The following is a 19541-nucleotide window of genomic DNA, read 5'->3' as shown; positions in this document are numbered from 1 at the left end:
CAGCCTCTGACCGATGTCTCGACTCATCCGTCCCGGTGGACCTAGGGAGTCGAGCCCTAGGTCCACCCGAGATGGATAAGACATCGCTCAGGCTCTCACGGCGTCGCGCTACCTTGGGGACTTAGGCCCAGTCCTTGTGCGGCGACGTGCCGCCGATACCGGCGTTGAACGTATTCGTCGGATCGAGCTCCTTGAAGTGCTCTTCCATGGACTCCGGCAGCTTGTAGATGCGACCGTAGTTGTGCTCGGCGGGCAGCTTCGCGCCGCGCTCCTCCAGCAGGTGCTGGATGCGGTCGTGCAGCGCCTCGGGATCCACGCCCTGCTTGGCGACATAGTCCTGGTGCATCACATGGCAGAAGAAGTGCCCGTAATACGCCTTGACCTCAAGCTGGTCGTCGATCTCCTCCGGCAGCACCTCGAGCCAGTTCCAATCGTCGCGACGCAGGGCCACATCGATGGGGATGAGCCCTGCGATGTGCCGGCGCTTCAACGCGGCGTAGCGAGTGGCGGCACTGGCCGCGCCGAACCGGTTGAGCGACGCGCTCTTTTCTTCATCAGACGTGCAGATGAAGAACTCACCAGTGTGCTCGGGCTCTGCGAAGAACTCCTTGAGCATCTTCTCGCTCGCGGCCTTCTGCGACTCGCTGACGGTGAGCAGCAGGTGATGCTCGAAACGGTTGCGGTACTCCATCATGCGCTTGGGCAGCTGGTTGGGCAGCACGCTGAACATGGCTTGCGATACCGTGTCGGCGAAGGTCGGACCAATGCCGGGAATCTTCGAGAACAAGCCGTTGGCCCACGTCTTGAACGAGAACATGCGCGTCTGCAGCGCTGGACTCATGAACTTCAGGAAGACGAAGGTGTCTTTGCCGTACTTCTCGGCCAAGTCGAAGGCACTGCGGCCCATGTACTCACCAGAGATAGGCAGCGGCATGTCGGCTTCGAGGAACAACCGACGGATCTCTTCGAGCTCGTGCGTGTTGTTCGTGCCGATGTAAAACACGGTCGGGTGCACTTCGCGGGGGAAGGTGCGGGTGCGCACCGCGAACACCATCAGCTTGCCGGCCGAGCCGGATGCCTCGAACAGGTACTCGGGGTTCGCATTGTAGCGAGCAGGCGAAGGCACGATCTTGCGCAAGTGCTCGGCGTACTCGGTCTCGTTCGAGTCTTCGGGAGCTGGGGTGACATCCTCGGGAGACCACTCGCCGCGCTGTAGACGGTCGAGTGCGACCTCAGGGTCGTCTCCGAGCGAGATGCCCAGGTGATTGACCAGCTCGACCTTGCCGTCGTCGTTGACGCGGGCGAAGATCGCTTCGCGCGTGAATGCCGGACCCTTGCGAATCTGGCTGCCGCCCGAGTTGTTCGCGATGCCGCCGATGACCGAGGCGCCGATTGATGTCGACCCGATCACCGAGTGCGGCTCGCGCTGGTGCTTGGCGAGCGCGTCGGTCAGGTGTGTCAGCGGGGTGCCCGCGAGCGAGATCGCCTCGCGCGCGTCGTTGATGAGGTGCACCTCATCGATGCGGTGAGTCGAGATGATCACAATGGGGCGATCGTAGTCTTGGAAGCCGGGGCCGGATCCACCAGTCAGGCCCGTGTTCGATGCCTGCGGGATGACGATGAGGTTGTTGTCGACGGATACCTGCAGCGCCCGCCACATCTCGACCAGCGTGCCGGGGCGCACCACGGCGAAGACTGGTCCTCCGCCGAATCGATAGCCTTTGCTGAATGGCCTCGTGGCACGCTCAGAGGTCAGTACATGTTCGTCGCCGACGATTCTCTTGAACGCATCGATCGCTTCGTGCGAAGTCGTGGTGGTCTGTCCTGGTTGCGTCATCTCCAAGCTTCCTATATTCAGTTGCATCACAAGCGCGTCATGATGCTGAGGGGATGTCGCCTTGATCCGAGCTAGTCCGCGGTCGTTCATTTTTTGATGGGCGGGGAAACGAGCCAGGGGGACGACGTCTGCGACCGTCTGCCCGGAAGCTCGCTACGGCGTCCAAGGAGTGTGCGTGTGCGTATGCATGTGCATACGCGCATCCTCATTGTAGAAGATGCGCATCAGATAGTTTCGGACCGCGGTACTTTCGGACTCCGGTAGGTTCGGACCGCGATAGTTCGGACCGCGATAGTTCGGACCGCGATGTCGGCCACTGCCCTCACCCCATAGATCGACGCAGCAATCAGACTCGTCTAGCGCCGCTTGAACCGTCCCAGGTTTGGTGCCGCATCTTTTCGAGTTGAGAGGATGGCGTCATGCCGAAGAAGATTGACCCCGCTCTGCGTGAGCGGGCCGTGAGGCTGGTGCTGGAGCACCGGTCAGAGTACCCGTCGAACGCGAAGGTGATCGCGGCCGTAGCCCGGCAGGAGTGCGTCGGTGCGGAGTCCTTCGTAGACGACGAACACGTCCTTGCCGCGCATCGGGTAGCTGACGTTGAAGATGCAGCCGCGGGCTTTGATCGATCCGTTCGGGTGAACGGTCGCGACGCGGATCCCGTCGAGTACCCGGCCGTTCGGTGACGGTGCTGGCGGCAGGGGGTCGTTCGGCTTCCGCTTGATCGGTCGGGGGCGGGGTGGCGCCGCTTTCGGTGTCGCTTCCCACGCCTGCAACGGCGTGATCCTCCCCGGCAGCGCCTGGTGTCCGCGCTCGGTGTTGTAGATGTGGTCGAACTGGTCGATTTGCGCCTGCAGCTCGCGGAGATTCGCGGCGATGGGCTGCTTGTCGAGGTAGCGGAACAGTGTCTGGTGGAACCGTTCGTTCTTCCCTTGCGTGGTCGGCTTGTAGGGTTTCCCGGTGATCGGCTCGACCCCGAGTCGGGTGACGTACTCGACGAGTTGCCCGACGATTCCGCGGCGGGACGGGTTCAGCGCGGCGCCGTTGTCCGACAGGAGTCTTTGCGGGACGCCGTGGCGTTTGATTGCTTTCCGGACGACGCGGATCGCGTCGCGGGAGGTCTCGCCGATGGCGGCGGGAGGCGACGGCGTAGCGGGAGTGGTCGTCGATGAGCTGGAAGATCACGCACTTGCGGCCGCCGGCGAGGACGTATTCGGTCGCGTCCAGTTGCCAGCATGCGTTCGGCGCCGGGTAGACGAACCGGCGGTAGGCGGCCCGCGGCTTCTTGCGGGGTTCGTTCCGGGCGACTCCGGTCTCCCGGAAGATTCGTGCGAGCGCCGCGATCGAGGGGACCGGGGTCATCTTGAGCGTGAGCATTTTGTCGTGCACGCTGATCGGTCCGTGGTCCAGACCAGACGCTTCGAGCGCGGCGCGCACCGCGACGGCTTGCCTCTTCACGTCGTCGGCGATTGTCGTGGGACTCGACTTCGGGCGCCGAGAGCGCGGTTCGAGCGCCGCCGCTTGACCCTCCACAAGCGCGCGTTTGCGGATCGCGTAGAACGTCTTCCGCGAGATGGAGTGCTCGGCGCAGAACGTACTCACCGCTCCACGCGGCGCGTCGGGTGGCCACTGCGCGATAGCGAGACGGACACGGGGATCGACGGGCTGAACCGGGCTCATCCCTCACGGATATGCCCGAGAAGTGTCACCACCTAACGAACCCGAAGCGTCACCGATGTCTTGATGCCGATCCGTTACCGATGTCCTGAGACATGACACGTTGAGCAATCTTGCGGTTCTGCGGGATTCTGCTGAGTAGTGCCCCGTAGCGTGGTGTAGCCCGCGGTGGCCGGCTCGTCGTTCGCGACGTAGGCGCGGTCACCGTGTGATCCTTCGAGAAGTCTCTTACCTCCACTCGAAAGGCATCATCACGATGACTGCTCCTCATATTGTCGACCCTGCGAGCGTGCTCGCTGAAGCCTTGACCGACGCGTCGCCTGATCTGATGCGCTCCCTGTTGCAGACGATGATCAACGCGTTGCTGTCCGCCGACGCCGACGCCGACGCCGTCGTCGGCGCGGAATGGGGCCAACGCTCCAGCGACCGTGTCACCCAGCGCAACGACTACCGGCACCGGGGTCTGCCCCGAGTTTGGTTGACATCTGAACTGTGAGGATTCGTCCTCGCTGGAAGGATGTTCTTGTGGCAAAGCCTTATCCCCGAGAGTTCCGCGATGATGTCGTGGCCGTGGCCCGGAAGGGTCAGGCGCCGCTGGCGCAGATCGCGAAGGACTTCGGTATCTCCGAAGGCTCGTTGAGCAACTGGATGAAGCGGGCCGACGTCGAGGACGGCAAGCGTGCCGGCCTGACCGACGACGAGCGCAAGCAGCTGCGTGAGGCGAATAAGCGGATCCGGTTGTTGGAGCAGGAGAACGAGGTGCTGCGGCGGGCCGCGGCGTATCTGTCGCAGGCGAACCTGCCGGGAAAATAGTCTTCCCGCTCGTCCACGAGATGGCTGCGGCCGGTGCTCCCGTGCGGGTGCCGGTCGCGGTGGCGTTGCGGGTCCTCGGCCTGTCCAGGCAGGGGTACTACCAGTGGCTCAAAGACCCGGTCTCCCAGCGGGACTGGGACGACGCGCACCTGATCGATGTGCTCTACGACCTCCATGCCGACGACGTCACGCTCGGCTACAGGTTCCTCACCGATGAGCTCGAGTCCGAGCACGGGATCTCCGCGAGCGAGAACCGGGTGCACCGACTCTGCCGGATCGCGGGCATCCACGCGTCGCACCACCGCAAGCGCAGCAAACCCGGCAGCACGGGACCTGCGCCGCATGATGACCTCCTCGCGGTCGTCGACGAGCACGGCGTCATCCGGCACGAGTTCATCGCCGACGGGCCGAACAAGGTCTGGCTCTGGGACATCTCAGAACACCCGACCAGAGAAGGCAAGCTCTACATCTGCGCGATCAAAGACGTCTGGTCGAACAAGATCGTCGGTTACTCCATCGACACCCGCATGAAGTCATCTCTCGCCCGCGCGGCGATGCGCAACGCGATCGCGTTGCGCTCACCTGACGGCACGATCTGCCACTCCGACAGAGGCGGCCAGTTCCGCGCGAAACGCACCCAGAACCTGCTCCGCAACAACGGGCTCGTCGGCTCCATGGGCAGATCCTACGGCGCCGGGGACAACGCGAGTATGGAGAGCTTCTTCAGTCTCCTCCAGAAGAACGTACTCAACACGAGACGCTGGGACACCCGCGCCGATCTCCGCCTCGCGATCGTCACCTGGATCGAAACGAAGTACAACCGAAGGCGCCGGCAGCGCGGCCTCGGCAAACTCACCCCCGCCGAGTTTGAGATGATCTACAAGGACGCAGAAGCGGCCTGATCACCCCAAACCCCGACTGTCAACAAGACTCGGGGCAGACCCTGCCACGTTTCTGCCACGAACTGAGTCCAACTGATCTGATCGAACCAGATGGTCGCGAGCTCAGAATGCCGGAGTTCACGCGACTTCAATCAGCTCGATTGCCATCGGCGCGATTTCGAATCCCTCCGTCTCCGCTCTGAAAATGCCTGATCAGAGGCTGTTTCGTTCCGGTACTGCCACGAAATCTGCCATTTCTGCCGCGTTGCGGTCGTGGTTGGTGTTGAGCATTCTGGCGATCATGTGCGGTCTTACGTAGCTTTCTGCTCGCCGCGCGGTCGTTCGACTCGCCGTTTCTCCCGCGTGAGCGCGAGCCGGAGAGTGCAAATCCCTCCGTCTCCTCCGAGCGGTTGCAATCGCGACGGGTCTGATGGGTCAGAGTCCGGCGGCATCCATTCGCTTGATCAGGGACGGGCGCCGGGCGTTGCGGCGGCGTACGTCAGCGAGGTAGTCGTCGGCGATCTCGGGGCGTCCGGCGGCGCGGGCCGCGGCGCGTAGTTTCGTCATCCTTCGCACGGCGCCGGGGTAGGCGCGGGTGTTCGCCTCGATGAGGCGGTCGTCGATGAGCTGCGCCATGACGGGGAGCACGGCCACGGGGTCGATCTTGCTGTATCGGCCGACGAGGTCGTCCCACTGCGACGCGTGGAGAGACTTGCTGTTCGCGGATGCTCGGAGCGCTTCGGTCCATGCGCGCGCGAGGTCGTCGGCATCTGTCAGGTACGCGATCAGCTCCCAGGGGCGTTCGCGCATCCGCTCGATCGCGTGCTCGCGGATCGCTGGCCAGTTCTGTCCTGAGGCTGCCTGCAACGCTTCCGCGTTGCTCGCTGTGGGCCATCGTTCGAACACCTCGGATGCCGCGTCCGCGGCGTCTGCACCTGTCTCGATGGCCAGCGCCGCCCAGAGCTCGCCGCACTCCTGCTGTTGGTGCGCTCCGCCGGGGAGGGTCATGCCCTCGTGTGCGATGACGGTCGCGCGGGCCGGCAGTCCTGCCTCGCGGAGTGCTTCGGCGGCGGCGGCGTGCAGGTGTGCGCGTGGCATGTCTCCGCCGTGGGTGCGGACGATCGCCTCCTCGTCACCGTGCAGGACGGCGAGGCGTTGCAGGTTGTAGAGGACGGCGTGGCGGGCGTGCCACTCGTCATCGTGGGTGAACTCCGCGTCTGGGCGCCCGTCGAAGGGTGTGGTCAGCGCGTGGCGCCGCTTGTCGAGGTGCGCTTCGAACCTTGCGATGCCCGCGGCGCCGAGGGCGTCCGCGTAGTCGACGACGTCGACCGAGAAGTACTCGCCGAGTTCGCCGAATTGCTGTTTCTGGATCCACCCGCTCAGCGCCGCCGGGGCGGGCGGGCTCTGCGTGCACAGCTCGGCGTGCAGGTTCAGTAGCTGCCGGATGACGAGTTGGATGAGTCCGCCGGAGTCGTCTGAGCGCATGAGGACCCGGAGGGTGCTCGCGATCGCCTTCTGCACGACGGGGATCACACCCTCGGCGCCGTAGTCGTCGGCCATGTCCGCCAGCAGCGACGCCCCGAGTTCGGCTTCGAACGCGTAGCTGTTCACTGCTCCCCAGTCCCACATGTCGCGTCTGGTCGTGCGGAACGAGGCGAGGACGTTCGGGATGTCGCGAGCCAAAGACATCAGTCCAGGATGCCACCGCGCGATCCTCATCCGCGATCTGCCCGGATGGCGGCCGCTTCTCTCAAGTGGCACGCGCAGGCAGGCGCGAGTAAGGGGGCCGGAATGTGCCGGACCCCCGAGGAGCAACACCGATCCGCCCAGGTCGGCGCTCGAGGCGCTGGGAGAGCATCTGGTCGGGCGATCGGACATGGCGCACGGTTACCTTCGTGGCGGCGGCCTTGAAGACGTCATCGATGAGGCCGGTCTGGTGGACGACGCCGATGGCCGCCTTGTCATCTATCGGCTGAAAGCGGACGATCAATCCTGGCCGACCGGTCACGTGGCGACCAGCTCGCTCCTGTGCTGGACTTCCTCACCGCTCACGAGGCCGCCGGTCGAGCTCTTCCCGAACCGCGGTACTTCCTCGCGGGCGCACGCCCAGGAGACCAGGTGGAGCTTCCGGAAGAGGTCTACCTCGCGCTCCGCAAGATCGTGGACGCGATGCAGAGCGGGCTGGCGGTGTCCGTCGTGCCGCAGGCGACACGGCTCACCACCCAGCAGGCGGCGGATCTGCTGAACGTGAGCCGCCCGACAGTCGTGAAGCTGCTCGACGAAGGTGAGATCCCGTTCGAGAAGGCCGGCACGCACCGCCGCGTCATCCTCGCGGATCTCCTCGCGTACCGGGAGCGACGCCGCGCTCGCCAGTACGACATGCTCGCCGCCACGCGCGACACCCTCGACGAAGACAACCTCGAGCAGACGCTCGAGGACCTCAAAGCGGCCCGGAAGGCAGTCGCAGCGAAGCGGGCCGTCCGAGCCTGAGATCGTCGCCTGACAGGATTGCGCTATGTTCACGGCCGCTCTCGACACGAGCGTGCTGTGGCCGAGCCTGCAGCGCGACTTCCTTCTTTCCCTCGCCATCGAGGGCACCTACCGACCCACATGGAGTTCGGCGATTCTCGACGAACTCCGGTTCCACGAGGAAGCCAAGTTTGTGAAGCGTGGGATGCCTGTAGCGGAGGCTGCCCGCCGCGCCGCGACCCTCATTGCCGCGATGCGCCGAGAGTTCGCCGACGCAGAAGTTGATGGGTGGCAACCGCTCGAGGGTACTTTCGGGCTGCCCGATCCCGACGACGAGCATGTGCTCGCTGCGGCTGTCATCGCGGGAGCCGGCGCGATCGTCACCGAGAATCTCAAGGACTTCCCCGCCGACCGGATTCCGCCGGGCATCCAGGTGCTCAGCGCCAGGGAGTTCGCGAAGAACACTGTCGCGCTCAACCCGCGGCTCGCGCTCGCCGCGGTGCACGAGATCGCGAGCCGGTCTGGCCGCTACGGCGCGACGCTCGCCGTCGGCGAGATTCTCGAGACTCTGCGAGACAGGTACGGAATGATCGAAGCCGTCGACATGATGACTGAAGCCGAGTCGGCGTAGGCTCGGATCGCGCGTTGAAGGCGGCCCGCGGCCACAGCAACGCCCGTCGATCACTGCCACGTTTCTGCCACGAATCGAACCGAACTGACCTGATCGAAGCGGATGCCGGCGATGTCAGAACCCGTAGGATCACGCGGTTTCAGTTGACCTCGATTACCAACGGCGCGAATTCAAATCCCTCCGTCTCCGCCACAAAGCCCTGGTCAAAGGTTGTTTTTCTTCGCTTCTGCCATGAAATGCGCCATTCCTGCCACGATCGCGACATGTTCGACGTTGAGCAGTCTTGCGGTCATGCGGGAAGTTTCTGAGCGTTCTGCTCGATGCGCGCTCGTCCTCTGCGCGGTTTCGGTCACCTGAGAGCTAGACCGAGACCGCGAATCCCTCCGTCTCCGGTGCGGTGGATCGTCGCGAGGAAGCGTCGTGATCCGACGGTCGGACTCATGCCGATCTGCTGGCAGACTGAAGGTATGCGAGCATCTCGGGCACCACGCGTTGCGCGCGGTGCGGTGGTCGCTTCCATCGCCACCTTCACTGCCTTGCTTTCGCATGTGATCGCAGGGGGTGTGGTTCCGGGCTGGGTCGGAATCTTCGCGCCGTGGGTGCTCGCCGTCGCAGTGAGCAGCCTGCTGGCGGGCCGAAATCTCTCTCGTGTGCGATTGGCGTTGAGCGTCGGGGCGAGTCAGCTGTTCTTCCACGCGCTGTTCGTGATGGGCGCTCCGTCCGCGGGGGTCACGTCGATGACGATGCACGATCACATGCACGGCGCGATGACGGCGTTGCCCGAAGGCGCCGATCCCACGGTGGCTGCGCTGTGCGCCGACCCGTGGATGTGGATCGGTCACGGCATCGCCGCGGTGGTCACGATCGTCGCGCTGTACCACGGAGAGCGCGCCGTCCGTGTGCTGCTCGAGCTCGCGCGGGAGCTGCGCGCGTGGGCGCAGCGAACGGTTTCGCGCGGCGCCTTCGACATCTCCTGGCCTTCCCCCGTGCGGCACGCGTGCACCAGTGTCGCACCGTCCGCTCTTCCGGCCGCATATCTCACGGTGCAGCGGCGCCGCGGGCCACCCCTCTCGATCGCGCTCTGATCCTGCCCTCCCGCCCACGCGGGAGGCGCCCGCATGCGCGCCCGACGGGCGCGCGATCGACAGGTGGTACCCCCTTGTCCCGTTCCCGTTCTCTCGCTATCGCCGTCCTCGCTGCAGTCGTGGGCGTGCTCGGATTCGCCTCACCCGCGGCCGCGCACGACGAACTGATCGCCAGCACGCCATCCATCGGTGAGCAGCTCGCGAGCGCGCCGAGCGAGGTGGCGCTGACGTTCTCGGCGGAAGTCCTGACGATCGGCGCAGCCGTCATTGTCGCCGACGGCGCCGGCCGCGACTGGGTCGCCGACGAGCCGGTTGTCACCGACGGTGTTGTGACGGTCGGTCTGCAGTCCGGGATGCCGGACGCCGGGTACGAGATCCGCTGGCGAGTCGTGTCGGAGGACGGTCATCCGATCAGCGGATTGGTGCCCTTCACGGTGGGCGATGCGTCGCCGCTGGAACGGACACCCGCCGCCACCGGCGCGGCCACCGACGAGACGGGGCCACAGGCTGCCATGCAGGAGCAGGGCGCACACGAGGATCAGGGGGTCCTGCGGATCCTGCTGATCGGAATCGGCGGGGCGATCGTCGCCGTCGCCGTCTTCACCCTCATCCAACTTCTCCGCCGCAAGAAAGGCACCCGCTCCACATGAACACCCGCACCAAGACCACCGCCCGACTGGGCGTCCTGCTCGCCGCCGCCGCGCTCGCCCTCTCCGGGTGTGCATCCACGGCGGCTCCGGCCGCGACGACTGCTGCGACGGACGGCGAGTCCGTGACCATCACCGACGCATGGGTCAAGTCGGCGGAGTCCGGCATGTCCGCCGCGTTCGGCACCCTCGAGAACAGGTCCGACCACGACATCACGCTCGTGTCGGCCGCATCCCCGGCATCCACCATGCTCCAGCTCCACGAGACCGTCGCGAATGACGCGGGGGAGATGGTCATGCAGGAGAAGCAGGGCGGGTTCGTCATTCCCGCCGGCGGCAGCTTCGACCTGGAGCCCGGTGGCAACCACATCATGCTGATGGATCTCACTGCGCCGCTCGCGGCGGGTGACGAGACGACCTTCACGCTGACGTTCTCCGACGACTCGACCTACGAGTTCACGGCGCCCGTCAAGGACTACTCGGGCGCCAATGAGAACTACGAGGGCGGCGACATGGACATGGACATGACGCCCACCCCGACGCCGAGCAACTGATGGGCGCGCCCGACAAGGGCGCACGTCGATCCGGGTCGACCCGGCGGCAGTTCCTCCTCGGAGGGACTGTCGCCGGTGTCGGCGCCGCGGCTGCCGTCGGCATCGACCTCGCCCTCACCACACCCTCCGGCACCACTGCCGCCGCCCCGTCCACGCCGCTGAACGGTTCCGAGATCGTGCCGTTCCACGGCATCCATCAGGCGGGCATCGACACGGATGCCCAGGCGCACGGCACTTTCGTCGCCCTCGACCTCCGCGACGAGGTCGACCGTGATGGCCTGCGACGCCTCATGCGCATCCTCACCGACGACGCCGAGCGGCTCACTCAAGGTCGCGGCGCCCTCGCCGACTCCGAACCAGAGCTCGCCCTGACGCCTGCCCGTCTGACCGTCACGTTCGCCTTCGGTCCCGGCTTCGTCGCCCGCGCCGCCGGCACGGCGCCGGCCTGGCTGCAGCCGCTGCCGGCGTTCGCCGTGGACCGGCTGCAGGACGAGTTCAGCCACGGCGATCTGCTGATCCAGGTGGCCGCCGACGATCCGCTCACCGTCGCGCACGCGACGCGCATGCTGCTGAAGGATGCGCGCAGTTTCACGACGGTCCGGTGGACGCAGCAGGGCTTCCGCCGCGCTTACGGATCCGTCGCCCCCGGCACGACGATGCGGAACCTGTTCGGTCAGGTCGACGGGACATCGAATCCGAAGCCCGGGACGACCGAGTTCGACACGGTCGTCTGGGCGGGCGAGGGCTGGCTCACGGGCGGGACCGGCATGGTCGTGCGCCGCATCCACATGAACCTCGACAAGTGGGACAAGCTGGATCGCTCCGGCCGCGAGCAGTCCGTGGGGCGCACGCTCTCCAACGGTGCGCCGCTTACCGGCACCCAAGAGCACGACGAACCCGACTTCGAGGCGAAGACCTCGGTCGGCTTCCCGGTGATCCCCGAGTTCTCCCACATGCGGCGTGCACGACCCGACGACACGACGCAGCGCATCTTCCGACGCGCCTACAACTACGACGAGCGACCCGCCGGGTCCGACGTCTCCGACTCCGGACTCGTCTTCGTCTCGTTCCAGGCCGACGTCGATGCGCAGTTCACGCCCATCCAGCGTCGACTGGACGACCTCGACCTGCTCAACGAATGGACCACTCCCATCGGATCGGCCGTGTTCGCCGTGCCTCCGGGCTGCGCCGAGGGCGGATACATCGGGGAGACGCTCCTCGCGTGACCGCGACGTGAAGGCTCTGAATCGCCGCCACGTTCCTGCCACGAATCGAACCGAACTGGCCTGATCGAAGCGGATGCCGGCGACGTCAGAACCTGCGGAATCACGCGGTATCCGTTGGCCTCGGTTGCCATCGGCGCGATTTCAAATCCCTCCGTCTCCGCCCTCAAACGCCCTGATCAGGGGCTATTTTTATCCACTTCTGCCACGAAATCTCCCACTCCTGTCCGTTGCCGACGCAGGTGGTGCTGAGCATTCTGGCGAGCATGTGCTGTCGCACGCAGCTTTCTGCTCGCCGTGCGGTTGTTCGACTCGCCGTTTGGGGTGCGTGAGCGCGAGGCGGAGAGCGCTTATACCTCGGTCTCCAGGGGCGGGGCCATGCGAAGGCCTCCGTGCCTCCACAGCGGCGGATTCGGGCGCGTTCTCCCCACGGCGTCGGATGCGGCGATCGTGGCTGCGACTTCGTCCGCATGCTGGCCGCATGGGAATCCGCTATTACGCATATGCCTTCGATGCCGACCGCGCTCAGCAGGCGGTCGATGACCCGCAGAGCATCCTCTCCAGTGACCCGCTTGCTGACGCATGGGGCCTGGAGCCGCACGCGAGCGTGAGTGTCGCGACGTTCGAGCAGGTCTCGCCGAAGCGCGACATGCTCTATCTCGACAAGGCATGGACCGCTTTGCGGTCCCTCACGCGCTCGGGGTCCGGAAGCCCCGCCGCCGGTTTGTGCTACCGGATGTTCGAGGGGAACGTGACAATGCACGACATGGGTTGGGACCCTTGGGTGAGGACGATCCTTCCGGCGGAGGTGCCGGCGATTCGGGACGACCTCTGTGCGATCGACGAGGACCGGGTGCGAACGTGGGCGAGCACTTGGCGCAGCCGGCGCGGAGCCGACGATGACGACGAGCTCCGCTACGTTCTCGACTACCTCACGCGGGCACAGGAATTCGTCGAGGCGCTCGCGACAGACGGTCGCGGGATGGTCTACCTCATCGGGTGACTCAGCCCGAGCTATCCGCCGCCGCCGCGTCAACGGATGTCGGTGTGTTCCTTCAGAATGGACGCGTGCCCGCCGTCGCCCAGGTTCTCGAGCTCGCCCAGCTTGCGGAGCGCGATGCGGCGTGGAAGCTGCTTCGAGCCGACAGCGCACCCGTGGTCGCCGGTCTTCTCGGCACCCACCTGGGCGGAGACGAGCGCCGAGTCGACGCTGAGGAGCTGTACGAGCGGATCGATGCCGACCTCGAGCGGCTCCGTGCGCAGGGGCTGATCTTGCCGCTGACTGCGAAGGGGTACTGCGGGGAGTGGCGATCGGCCGGCTTCCTGGTGCGTCGGCCGTCATCGGAAGCGCGGGGTGAGACGCTCGAGCTTTCCCCGGATGCGATCGCCGGGATCCGCTTCTTGCAGGGGCGTGCCGCCCCGCGTTCGAGTGTGACCGAGTCTCGGCTTGCGAGTCTTGCGGCGCAGGTCCGTCGCCTCGCGATCGACACCGATCCTGACGTGTCAGCGCGCATCGCGCTACTCGAGGAAGAGATCGAGTCGATTGAGCGGCGGATCGAGAGCCTGCGTTCCGGTGACGAGTCCGCGATCGATGAAGACCGGGCGCTCGAGCGCGTTCGCGACGTGCTGGCGCAGGCGGCGGACGTGCCGGACGACTTTGCTCGGGTGCGTGCCGAGTTCGAGACGCTGAATGCGTCGCTGAGGGCGAAGATCGTCGAGTCCGATGTTTCTCAGGCGTCAGTCGTCGACGAAGTCTTCCGCGGAATCGACCACATCTCCGACTCGGATGCAGGCCGCAGTTTCGCTGCCTTCTCCCAGCTCGTGCTCGACCCTGCACTCGGTGCCGCATTCGAGGCCGACATCCGTCGCATCCTCGACCGCAGATTCGCTCGTAATCTCACCTCGGATGAGCGCCGGGCACTGCGCGCCTTCCTCGCAACGCTCAAGGGACGAAGCGCGGAGATCCACGATGTCATCACATTGTTCGCCCGGGCGCTCCGCCGCTACGTGCAGTCGCAGGACTACCAGCGCGACCGGGTCCTGCGGACTCTTCTGCGGGAGGCTCAGCACGCGGGGGTGCAAGCCGCCGCACACACGCGTCCGTGGCATCCGACGTTTCTCACGCTGGATCTCTCGGCCGTTGCGCTGTCGAGCGTCGGGGCGATCGACCTTCACGACCCCGCCGAATTCGCCGCCACCGAAGAGATCGTCACGCAGACGACATCCCTCGCGAGCCTCGAGGAGCTGCGGGCGATCGCTCGCGAAACCGAGATCGACTTCGACGAACTCACCCGGAACGTCAACGACCTGCTCGCCGAGGTGCCCTCGTGCACCGTCGCAGATGTCCTTGCTCGATACCCCGCGACGCAGGGGGTCGGCAGCGTGATCGGACTTCTCTCGATCGCCGCCGAGCAGGGCACCGTTGACGATGAGCCCGAGGTACTCGCTTGGCAGGGCGCCGACGGAGTTCCGCGTGCGGCGATTGTGGCCGCGCACCGATTCACAGGAGCGGTGGCATGACCGAGTCGACCACGGCGGATGTCGCCCCCGACGAGGACGGAGGCCTCTGGCGTGGCGACGCCGGCGAACTCCCTGATCGCACGAGGCGCGTCTTGCTGCGTCTGGTGCGTGGCCCGTATCTTTCCGGAGCGCGCGAGGCGCAGCTGTGGGCGGTGCTGCTCACCGACGAGGCTGTCCTCCGCTCCCGGCTCGCCGATCTGTTCCTCGAATTGGTCATCGATCGGGACAACGAGTTCGCCTTCGTCCGCAACGCTCCGTCCGAGGACGCCCCGAAGGCAGTGCGGTCTGAGGCGTTGACGTTCCTCGACACCGCAATGCTGCTTGTCTTGCGCCAGACGCTGCTGAGCGAGGAGGGTCGCGGTCGGGTGATCGTCGGGCAGGCGGAGGTGTTCGAGCAGCTCGCCGTGTTCCGCACCCCGGACCGTGATGAGAAGGACTTCGCGAGCCGCGTCAACTCGTCGTGGAACAAGATGCAGAACAAGCTCCGCGTGTTGCACGCCGTTGGCGATGACCGTGCCGAGATTTCGCCCGTGCTCCGACTGCTCGTCGATGCCGACCAGATCCGCGCGATCACATCGGAGTACCACCGGATCGCCCGAGAGGGCGGAGGAGAATCCGCTGCCCCGTCGACGGATGCCGAGGATGACACAGAATGACGATGCTGAGCTTCCCCACCGACGAGCCGGAGGTCGATCCGACCAGGCCCGGCCAGTGGCGACTCGCCCAAATCGAACTCGTCAACTGGGGCACGTTCGCCGGCCACGTCTCCGTGGATGTCGCGCGCGCCGGCCACCTGTTCACCGGCGCATCCGGATCGGGCAAGTCGTCGCTACTCGACGCGATTGCCGCCGTCCTCACCCCCGACAGGTGGCTGCGCCTCAACGCGGCGGCTCAGGATGGTGCTTCCCGGCAGAGCGATCGGACGCTGATGAGCTATGTGCGTGGCGCCTGGAGCAAGGAAGCTGACGAGACTGCCGATCGGGCCACCACGACCTACCTGCGCTCGAAGGCAACCTGGAGCGGCATCCTGCTGCGCTACGAGAATCTCCGCGATGAACCGGTCGTCCTGCTGCGGGTGTTCCACGCACCGGGCACGCGCACCGAACCGACCGCGTTGAAGGACGCACGGATCTTCACCCGCGGTCACGTGAAGCTTCTCGACGTGAAGCCGCACGTCGAAGGCGGAATTGACGCGCGTCGCATGTCGAAGGCCTTCCCCGACGCGCTGATCACCACCGGCGGGAGACACGGACGCTTTCACGAGCGGATCATCCGTCAGTTCGGCTTCCGCGGAGATGCGACGCTTCAGCTTCTCCACAAGACACAATCAGCGAAGAACCTCGGCACCCTCGACGCGTTGTTCCGCGGGTTCATGCTCGACCAGCCAGGGACCTTCGCGCGGGCCGAGACCGCCGTTGAGCAGTTCACGGAGCTCGATGCCGCGCACAAGCACGTGGTCGACCTGAGGAAGCAGGCTGATGCGCTCCGCAAGGTCGACGAGGCGATCACCGCGTTCGACTTGGCCGGCGCTGAGATGGCGGCGATCTCCGATCTGCACGAGGGGGTCGAGCCCTTCACAGCGGGACTCAAGTTGCGGCTCGCGAAGGAAGCCGCGGGCCCCGCACGCGCCGCGCTGGCGCGCGCCGAGAGCGACCTGAGCGACACCGCGCGAGAGCAGCGGTTGGCGGCAGAGGCGCTGGAAACCGCGAAGGCGCGGGTCCGGGACGAGGGCGGCGCGCGCGTCGAGCTTCTGCAGGAGCGGATCGACAGTGCGCAGCGTGCCGAGGACGTCACTAGGCAATATCGAGCTCAGTTGACCGCAGAGCTGATGCGCATCGGCGCACCAATGCCCGAAGACCCCGAGCAGTTTGCGGAGCTCCTTGCCGCGGCCGTCACCGAGGTTGCGCGCGACATCCCCGCTGTGTCGTATGAGGTCCGTGACGCCGCGAGTCAGGCGCGTAAGGCGCTGGACGAAGTCACCAGGCAGATACAGGCGCTGAGAGATCACCGGAGCAACCTCGACGAGAAGCTTCTGAGCGCACGACGATTCCTCGCGGACGCTGTCGGTGTGCCGGCATCGACATTCCCCTTTGCGGGCGAGCTGATCTCGGTCGCCGAGCAGCACTCCGCCTGGCGCGGCGCGGCAGAGCGAGTGCTCGCTCCGTTTGCGTCGACGCTCCTCGTGCGGGACGAACATCTTGTCGCCGCACGTCGGGCAGCCGACTCGCGGACACTCGGTGTCCGGCTCGTCATCGAAGCGGTCCCGCACGCCGTCGACGAGCCGCGTCGCCCCAAGGATGCCCGCTCGCTCGTTCATCGCCTCGCGGTGAGCGATGGGCCCTTCGCGTCCTACGTCCGCAAGCGCATGGCCTCCGAGTTCGACTACGCCTGCGTTTCGCACCCCGACGAGCTTGATGACGTCGAGCGTGGCGTCACGATCGGCGGCCTGGTCAAGCGCAACTCACGCAGGTATGAGAAGGACGACCGTCACGAGGTCGGTGATGCCACTCGATGGGTGCTGGGCGGCGACACCCACGCGCGGCTCGAGGCATTGCTTGAGCGTCGGCGGGACGCGATGGCGGCGATGGAGGAAGCATCCGCCCGCGACGCCGAGGCCGACTCGTTTCGTCAGGACGCGGTCAGTCGGCGCGACGTCTTCACACGCGTATCGACGTTCAGCTGGGACCAAGTGGACCTCGCAACTGCGATGGCGGTCACCGCGGCCCAGCGCGACGATCTCCGGGTGCTCACCAGCGAGTCGGGGACTCTCCGCGAAGCACAGGAGGCCGCGGAGCGAGCGACCCGGCGACTGGACGAAACGAACGCGAAGCACGCACGAGCGCTCGGAGCCCACGCTGTCGCCCGCAGTCACGTCGAAAGCATCGCGGCACACGTCGCCGAACTCGAGGCCACCCCATATGCACCGGTCGAGGAGCGGATCGCCGACGCCCTCGAAGGCCGGTTCCGAGCCGAGCGACGCTCCGTGAGCCTGGAGACGGTGGACGAAGTCGCGCGAAAGGTGCAGTCGGCACTCTCGAAGGAGAAGGACGCCTCGGCCAGCCGCGCAGCGGATGCTGAGGCCAGCTTCGCCGGGCGCGCCGCCGAGTTTCGGCTCGGGTGGCCCGCTGCATCCGCAGAGCTGACTGCTGACATCCGCGACCGCTACGGCTACCGGGAACTGCGCGAAGGCATCATCGCCCGCGGCCTGCCCGAGAAGGAGTCCGAGTTCCGCAAGCTGTTGCGGGAACGATCGCAGGACGTCGTCGCACACTTGCTCAGCGACCTCCGCGACGCCCCGGGTCTCATCCGTGAGCGAATCCTCCCCGTCAACGCATCCCTGGGGCGGTCCCCGTTCGAGGGAGCGGACCGCTTCCTCGAGATCGATGTGAAGACGACGCGGACCCCGGAGGTCGACGAGTTCCTCACGGACCTCCGTCGCATCGTTGAAGGCAACTGGGCCGACGAGTCGGCCGCCGGTGCCGAGCAACGATTCGCCGTGCTGCAGCGCGTAATCGGTCGACTCGGATCCAAGGACCGCGTCGACATCGATTGGCGCAACCGGGTGCTCGACACGAGGCTTCACGTGAGCTTCCTCGCGCGGGAGAAGGACGTCGCCGGCCGCGTTGTGCGGGTGTATGACTCCGCAGAGGGCTTGTCGGGTGGTCAGCGACAGAAGCTCGTCATCTTCTGCCTCGCGGCAGCGCTGCGGTACCAGCTGACTGAAGAAGAGGACGAGGTTCCGAGGTTCGGGTCGATCGTGCTCGATGAGGCGTTCGACAAGGCTGACAGCCGATACACGCGCAACGCGATGGAGGTGTTCCGCGAGTTCGGATTCCACATGATCCTCGCGACACCGCAGAAGCTGCTGCAGACGCTCGAGCCGTACGTGGGTGCGATCACGTCGGTATCGAACGCCGACCGCGACGCCTCACGGCTGGCGAACGTGGTGTTCTCGGTCGGTGAACCTGAGGTCGCCACCCCGCCGCACGCGGAGTCGCGCGTGTGACCACGCTTGTCACACCGTCTGACCTGCGCGCGCGGGCGAAGAAGCTCTTCGACCGCGATGCACGCACCTGGGCCGCCGAGCAGCAGACCGATGTCGTGCTCGACGTTCCGCTACGCCCGCCAACGGAGCGGGAGGCGCTGGACGATCTCAATCTGGTTCGACGGTGGGTCGACGCCTGGCGCGGTGTGAGCGAGGATTCGGGTATCGAGCTCGAGTGGGTCGTCCGCCATTGGTCACGCATCGGGTCGCAGGAAGTCCCCGTTCGCGCGGTGCTGCGCGGTTCGGATTCGATCGCTCGAGCGGCGGGCGAGGCGGAGGGTTGGCGACGTCTGATGGCGCGACTTGACAAGTTGAGGGGCCTGGCCGGTTCCGACGCCAGCGGTGTGCTCCGCGCCCATGGCCGCGCGATCAGCGATCTCGATGGCGCCGATTTCGCCAGGCTCGTCCATGTGCTGGCCTGGTTGCGCGAGAACCCGGAATCGGGCCACCTGGTGCGGGAACTGCCGATCCGCGGCATCCACACCAAATGGATCGAATCTCGCCGCGGACTCGTCGAGGCGTTGCATCGGGCGGGAACCGGAGCGCCCGGACTGGGCCTTCGCGAGCCGTCACCGCTCATACGGATCCGTGCTCTCGATCCGTCGCTCTCGTTCCAGGGGCTCACCGATGTGTCGGCGCCCGTCGACGACCTTGCGGCAAGCACGATCCGACCCGAGCGCGTGTTCGTGTTCGAGAACCTCGCCACCCTGCTCGCGATGCCGGATGTGCCCCGAGCTGTAGCAGTGCACGGTGGTGGTCACCGCGTCGATCTCGTCGCCCGCCTCCCGTGGGCGCAGACGGTCACCTACTGGGGCGATCTCGATTCGCACGGATTCGCCATACTCAACCGACTTCGAGCCAGGGGTGTGGACGCAACGTCGGCGTTGATGGATATGGATACTCTGTTCGCTCACCGTGATCTGTGGGGGACCGATCCGGATCCGAACGTCGGCGTGTTCGAGCTGCTCAAGCCTGATGAGCGCGCGACTCTTCAGTCGCTGAGCGCGGAGGGCAACATACGCCTCGAGCAGGAGCGCCTCCCGTGGAGTTACGCGCTCGAACGGCTCGGGGTGTCCTGACGAGGCATCTGATCGTTGCCCCAGCGCGCTCCTATTGGCCTGTCAGCGACGCGTGCTACCGTAATCGCAACAAACGCAACCTC

Annotated in this window: 14 protein-coding genes and 3 pseudogenes; 14 read left to right on the top strand and 3 right to left on the bottom strand. The window is 66.1% G+C overall.

Features of this window, described 5'->3' with window-relative positions:
- Positions 1–121: 121 nt before the first annotated feature.
- On the bottom strand, positions 122–1837 hold the full coding sequence (dld, locus tag JOE64_RS12905; RefSeq protein WP_204964622.1) for a D-lactate dehydrogenase: 1716 nt from the start codon (positions 1835–1837) through the stop codon (positions 122–124).
- A 419-nt stretch (positions 1838–2256) separates the two neighbouring features.
- Here dld and JOE64_RS12900 point away from each other — a divergent pair.
- Positions 2257–2388 (top strand): annotated as a pseudogene (locus tag JOE64_RS12900) (IS3-like element ISPfr13 family transposase); the annotation flags it as partial.
- Positions 2389–2574: 186 nt separating this feature from the next.
- Here the strand turns inward: JOE64_RS12900 and JOE64_RS12895 are convergent.
- Positions 2575–3514: pseudogene (locus tag JOE64_RS12895) on the bottom strand (DDE-type integrase/transposase/recombinase); the annotation flags it as partial.
- Between the two features lie 253 nt (positions 3515–3767).
- Here JOE64_RS12895 and JOE64_RS12890 point away from each other — a divergent pair.
- A pseudogene (locus JOE64_RS12890) lies at positions 3768–3977 on the top strand (transposase); the annotation flags it as partial.
- Positions 3978–4036: 59 nt separating this feature from the next.
- Positions 4037–5226, top strand: a protein-coding gene (locus tag JOE64_RS12885) for an IS3 family transposase (protein WP_204963088.1) whose coding sequence is annotated in 2 segments (ribosomal slippage) — positions 4037–4315 and positions 4318–5226 — 1188 coding nt in all. Because the reading frame shifts where the segments join, the coding sequence is not laid out codon by codon here.
- Between the two features lie 414 nt (positions 5227–5640).
- On the opposite strand, the gene JOE64_RS12880 is transcribed toward JOE64_RS12885, so the two are convergent.
- Positions 5641–6894 carry a hypothetical protein gene (locus tag JOE64_RS12880; RefSeq protein ID WP_204964621.1) on the bottom strand — a complete coding sequence of 418 codons (1254 nt, stop codon included), beginning with the start codon at positions 6892–6894 and terminating at the stop codon, positions 5641–5643.
- A gap of 339 nt (positions 6895–7233) precedes the next feature.
- Here JOE64_RS12880 and JOE64_RS12875 point away from each other — a divergent pair, with 339 nt between their 5' ends.
- The 11 genes from JOE64_RS12875 (at position 7234) to JOE64_RS12825 (ending at position 19458) form a co-directional block, all read left to right on the top strand.
- Complete coding sequence (locus JOE64_RS12875) at positions 7234–7695, top strand: helix-turn-helix domain-containing protein (protein WP_271202591.1); 462 nt, start codon at positions 7234–7236, stop codon at positions 7693–7695.
- Positions 7696–7720: 25 nt separating this feature from the next.
- Complete coding sequence (locus JOE64_RS12870; RefSeq protein WP_204964620.1) at positions 7721–8305, top strand: PIN domain-containing protein; 585 nt, start codon at positions 7721–7723, stop codon at positions 8303–8305.
- A gap of 548 nt (positions 8306–8853) precedes the next feature.
- Positions 8854–9390 (top strand): hypothetical protein, encoded by a 537-nt coding sequence (locus JOE64_RS12865; protein WP_204964619.1) that lies wholly within the window; start codon positions 8854–8856, stop codon positions 9388–9390.
- Between the two features lie 74 nt (positions 9391–9464).
- The gene (locus JOE64_RS12860; RefSeq protein WP_239531771.1) at positions 9465–10040 is read left to right on the top strand and encodes a copper resistance CopC family protein; all 576 of its coding nucleotides are present in this window, start codon (positions 9465–9467) and stop codon (positions 10038–10040) included.
- Complete coding sequence (locus JOE64_RS12855; protein ID WP_005052829.1) at positions 10037–10591, top strand: copper chaperone PCu(A)C; 555 nt, start codon at positions 10037–10039, stop codon at positions 10589–10591. Before JOE64_RS12860 ends, JOE64_RS12855 begins: the two co-directional genes overlap by 4 nt.
- Positions 10591–11817 (top strand): Dyp-type peroxidase, encoded by a 1227-nt coding sequence (locus JOE64_RS12850; protein WP_204964618.1) that lies wholly within the window; start codon positions 10591–10593, stop codon positions 11815–11817. Before JOE64_RS12855 ends, JOE64_RS12850 begins: the two co-directional genes overlap by 1 nt.
- A gap of 478 nt (positions 11818–12295) precedes the next feature.
- Positions 12296–12817, top strand: coding sequence for a DUF1877 family protein (locus JOE64_RS12845; protein WP_204964617.1), 522 nt, complete (start codon positions 12296–12298; stop codon positions 12815–12817).
- Between the two features lie 65 nt (positions 12818–12882).
- Positions 12883–14334 (top strand): DUF3375 domain-containing protein, encoded by a 1452-nt coding sequence (locus tag JOE64_RS12840; protein WP_204964616.1) that lies wholly within the window; start codon positions 12883–12885, stop codon positions 14332–14334.
- Positions 14331–14990: a DUF4194 domain-containing protein gene (locus JOE64_RS12835; protein WP_005052813.1), complete on the top strand. Its 660-nt coding sequence runs from the start codon at positions 14331–14333 to the stop codon at positions 14988–14990. Before JOE64_RS12840 ends, JOE64_RS12835 begins: the two co-directional genes overlap by 4 nt.
- Positions 14987–18340, top strand: coding sequence for an ATP-binding protein (locus JOE64_RS12830; protein ID WP_204964615.1), 3354 nt, complete (start codon positions 14987–14989; stop codon positions 18338–18340). The genes JOE64_RS12835 and JOE64_RS12830 overlap by 4 nt, the downstream gene beginning before the upstream one ends.
- Entirely contained in the window at positions 18337–19458 is a 1122-nt protein-coding gene (locus JOE64_RS12825) for a DUF3322 domain-containing protein (RefSeq protein ID WP_204964614.1), read from the top strand. Before JOE64_RS12830 ends, JOE64_RS12825 begins: the two co-directional genes overlap by 4 nt.
- Positions 19459–19541 lie beyond the last annotated feature (83 nt).

The organism is Microbacterium dextranolyticum (assembly GCF_016907295.1).
Taxonomy (GTDB): Bacteria; Actinomycetota; Actinomycetes; order Actinomycetales; family Microbacteriaceae; genus Microbacterium; species Microbacterium dextranolyticum.
The sequence above is the reverse complement of the archived record's forward strand: the minus strand, read 5'-3'. Positions and strand labels throughout refer to the sequence as shown.

Bases quoted from the DNA above. Each gene is read 5' to 3' on its own strand.
- JOE64_RS12850 (WP_204964618.1), top strand. From the start codon at position 10,591: ATGGGCGCGCCCGACAAGGGCGCACGTCGATCCGGGTCGACCCGGCGG.
- JOE64_RS12845 (WP_204964617.1), top strand. From the start codon at position 12,296: ATGGGAATCCGCTATTACGCATATGCCTTCGATGCCGACCGCGCTCAG.
- JOE64_RS12830 (WP_204964615.1), top strand. From the start codon at position 14,987: ATGACGATGCTGAGCTTCCCCACCGACGAGCCGGAGGTCGATCCGACC.
- JOE64_RS12880 (WP_204964621.1), bottom strand. From the start codon at position 6,894: ATGTCTTTGGCTCGCGACATCCCGAACGTCCTCGCCTCGTTCCGCACG.
- JOE64_RS12835 (WP_005052813.1), top strand. From the start codon at position 14,331: ATGACCGAGTCGACCACGGCGGATGTCGCCCCCGACGAGGACGGAGGC.
- JOE64_RS12855 (WP_005052829.1), top strand. From the start codon at position 10,037: ATGAACACCCGCACCAAGACCACCGCCCGACTGGGCGTCCTGCTCGCC.
- dld (WP_204964622.1), bottom strand. From the start codon at position 1,837: ATGACGCAACCAGGACAGACCACCACGACTTCGCACGAAGCGATCGAT.
- JOE64_RS12870 (WP_204964620.1), top strand. From the start codon at position 7,721: ATGTTCACGGCCGCTCTCGACACGAGCGTGCTGTGGCCGAGCCTGCAG.